The sequence below is a fragment of the Paenibacillus sp. MAEPY2 genome (assembly GCF_000499205.1).
Lineage (GTDB): Bacteria > Bacillota > Bacilli > Paenibacillales > Paenibacillaceae > Paenibacillus > Paenibacillus vandeheii.
In genome coordinates, this window is record NZ_AWUK01000072.1 from 1 (window position 1) to 3,067 (window position 3,067).

At 53.4% G+C, this 3,067-nt stretch carries 1 rRNA gene; it reads left to right on the forward strand.

Annotated features, from left to right (window positions below):
• Nucleotides 1-93 precede the first annotated feature (93 nt).
• Nucleotides 94-3,019 (forward strand): 23S ribosomal RNA (locus P364_RS0133850).
• Nucleotides 3,020-3,067 lie beyond the last annotated feature (48 nt).

Genomic DNA, 3,067 nt, shown 5'->3' on the forward strand with positions numbered 1-3,067 from the left:
TGAAAACTGCATTGCGATGGTATCGAATGGGAGCGACTTTTGGCTTTGCGCAAGCAAAACAAGGGAAGCGAGCAGTCGAAACCGGAGCAAAATGGTTAAGCTACTAAGAGCACACGGAGGATGCCTAGGCGCTAGGAGCCGATGAAGGACGTGGCGAACAACGAAACTGCCTCGGGGAGCTGTAAGCAAGCTTTGATCCGGGGGTGTCCGAATGGGGAAACCCAGCTGGGGTAATTTCCAGTTACTCACAACTGAATACATAGGTTGTGCAGAGGCATACCAAGGGAACTGAAACATCTAAGTACCTTGAGGAAGAGAAAACAATAGTGATTCCGTCAGTAGCGGCGAGCGAACGCGGAGAAGCCCAAACCAGAGAGCTTGCTCTTTGGGGTTGTGGGACGTCTCACATGGAGTTACAAAGGAACCGGTTAAGTGAAGAGGTCTGGAAAGGCCCGCCAAAGAAGGTAAAAGCCCTGTAGTTGAAAGTCTGTTCCCTCCGAGACGGATCCCGAGTAGTGCGGGGCACGTGAAACCCCGTATGAATCCGGCAGGACCATCTGCCAAGGCTAAATACTTCCTAGCGACCGATAGTGAAGCAGTACCGTGAGGGAAAGGTGAAAAGCACCCCGGAAGGGGAGTGAAATAGAACCTGAAACCGTGTGCTTACAAAAAGTCAGAGCCCGTTTTAGGGGTGATGGCGTGCCTTTTGTAGAATGAACCGGCGAGTTACGTTCCCGTGCAAGGTTAAGGTGAAGAGCCGGAGCCGCAGCGAAAGCGAGTCTGAATAGGGCGACTTAGTACGTGGACGTAGACCCGAAACCGGGTGATCTACCCCTGTCCAGGGTGAAGGTGCGGTAACACGCACTGGAGGCCCGAACCCACGCATGTTGAAAAATGCGGGGATGAGGTGGGGGTAGCGGAGAAATTCCAATCGAACTCGGAGATAGCTGGTTCTCCCCGAAATAGCTTTAGGGCTAGCCTCGGAAAACAGAGTCGTGGAGGTAGAGCACTGATTGGGTGCGGGGCCCGCAAGGGTTACCAAGCTCAGTCAAACTCCGAATGCCATAGACTTACTTCCGGGAGTCAGACAGTGAGTGCTAAGATCCATTGTCAAAAGGGAAACAGCCCAGACCATCAGCTAAGGTCCCCAAGTGTGTGTTAAGTGGGAAAGGATGTGGAGTTGCACAGACAACCAGGATGTTGGCTTAGAAGCAGCCACCATTGAAAGAGTGCGTAATAGCTCACTGGTCGAGTGACTCTGCGCCGAAAATGTAACGGGGCTAAACACACCACCGAAGCTATGGCTTGATGCTTTGCATCAGGGGTAGGGGAGCGTTGTATAAGGGTTGAAGGTGTACCGTAAGGAGCGCTGGACATTATACAAGTGAGAATGCCGGTATGAGTAACGAAAAGATCAGTGAGAATCTGATCCGCCGAAAGCCTAAGGGTTCCTGAGGAAGGCTCGTCCGCTCAGGGTAAGTCGGGACCTAAGGCGAGGCCGAAAGGCGTAGTCGAAGGACAACAGGTCGAAATTCCTGTACCACCGTAAGCCGTTATGAGCAATGGGGGGACGCAGCAGGGTAGTGACGCGGACTGATGGATGTCCGTCTAAGCAGTGAGGCTGATGTGTAGGCAAATCCGCACATCGTAAGGCTGGGCTGTGATGGGGAGCGAAAATTATAGTAGCGAAGGTCATGATCTCACACTGCCAAGAAAAGCCTCTAGCCAGGTGATGGTGCCCGTACCGCAAACCGACACAGGTAGGCGAGAAGAGAATTCTAAGGCGCGCGGAAGAACTCTCGTTAAGGAACTCGGCAAAATGACCCCGTAACTTCGGGAGAAGGGGTGCCCCGGTAGTGTGAATAGCACGAGGGGGCCGCAGTGAAAAGGCCCAAGCGACTGTTTAGCAAAAACACAGGTCTGTGCGAAGCCGTAAGGCGAAGTATACGGGCTGACGCCTGCCCGGTGCTGGAAGGTTAAGGGGAGCGGTTAGGAGCAATCCGAAGCTGTGAACCGAAGCCCCAGTAAACGGCGGCCGTAACTATAACGGTCCTAAGGTAGCGAAATTCCTTGTCAGGTAAATTCTGACCCGCACGAATGGCGTAACGACTTGGGCGCTGTCTCAACGAGAGATCCGGTGAAATTTTAATACCTGTGAAGATGCAGGTTACCCGCGACAAGACGGAAAGACCCCATGGAGCTTTACTGCAGCTTGATATTGAATTTGGGTACGATCTGTACAGGATAGGTGGGAGCCTTTGAAGCATGAGCGCCAGCTTGTGTGGAGGCACCGTTGGGATACCACCCTGATCGTATCTAGGTTCTAACCTGGTACCGTAATCCGGTGCGGGGACAGTGTCAGGTGGGCAGTTTGACTGGGGCGGTCGCCTCCTAAAGAGTAACGGAGGCGCCCAAAGGTTCCCTCAGAATGGTTGGAAATCATTCGAAGAGTGCAAAGGCATAAGGGAGCTTGACTGCGAGACCTACAAGTCGAGCAGGGACGAAAGTCGGGCTTAGTGATCCGGTGGTACCGCATGGAAGGGCCATCGCTCAACGGATAAAAGCTACCCTGGGGATAACAGGCTTATCTCCCCCAAGAGTCCACATCGACGGGGAGGTTTGGCACCTCGATGTCGGCTCATCGCATCCTGGGGCTGAAGTAGGTCCCAAGGGTTGGGCTGTTCGCCCATTAAAGCGGTACGCGAGCTGGGTTCAGAACGTCGTGAGACAGTTCGGTCCCTATCTGTCGTGGGCGTAGGAAATTTGAGAGGAGCTGTCCTTAGTACGAGAGGACCGGGATGGACGTACCGCTGGTGTACCAGTTGTTCCGCCAGGAGCACCGCTGGGTAGCTATGTACGGAAGGGATAAGCGCTGAAAGCATCTAAGCGTGAAGCCCCCCTCAAGATGAGATTTCCCAGTATGTAAGACCCCTTGAAGACGACGAGGTAGATAGGCTGGGGGTGGAAGTGCAGCAATGCATGGAGCTGACCAGTACTAATCGGTCGAGGGCTTATCCAAGATATGCAGGTGATACATCGCGAATTTCGTTTCGGATCTAGTTTTCAG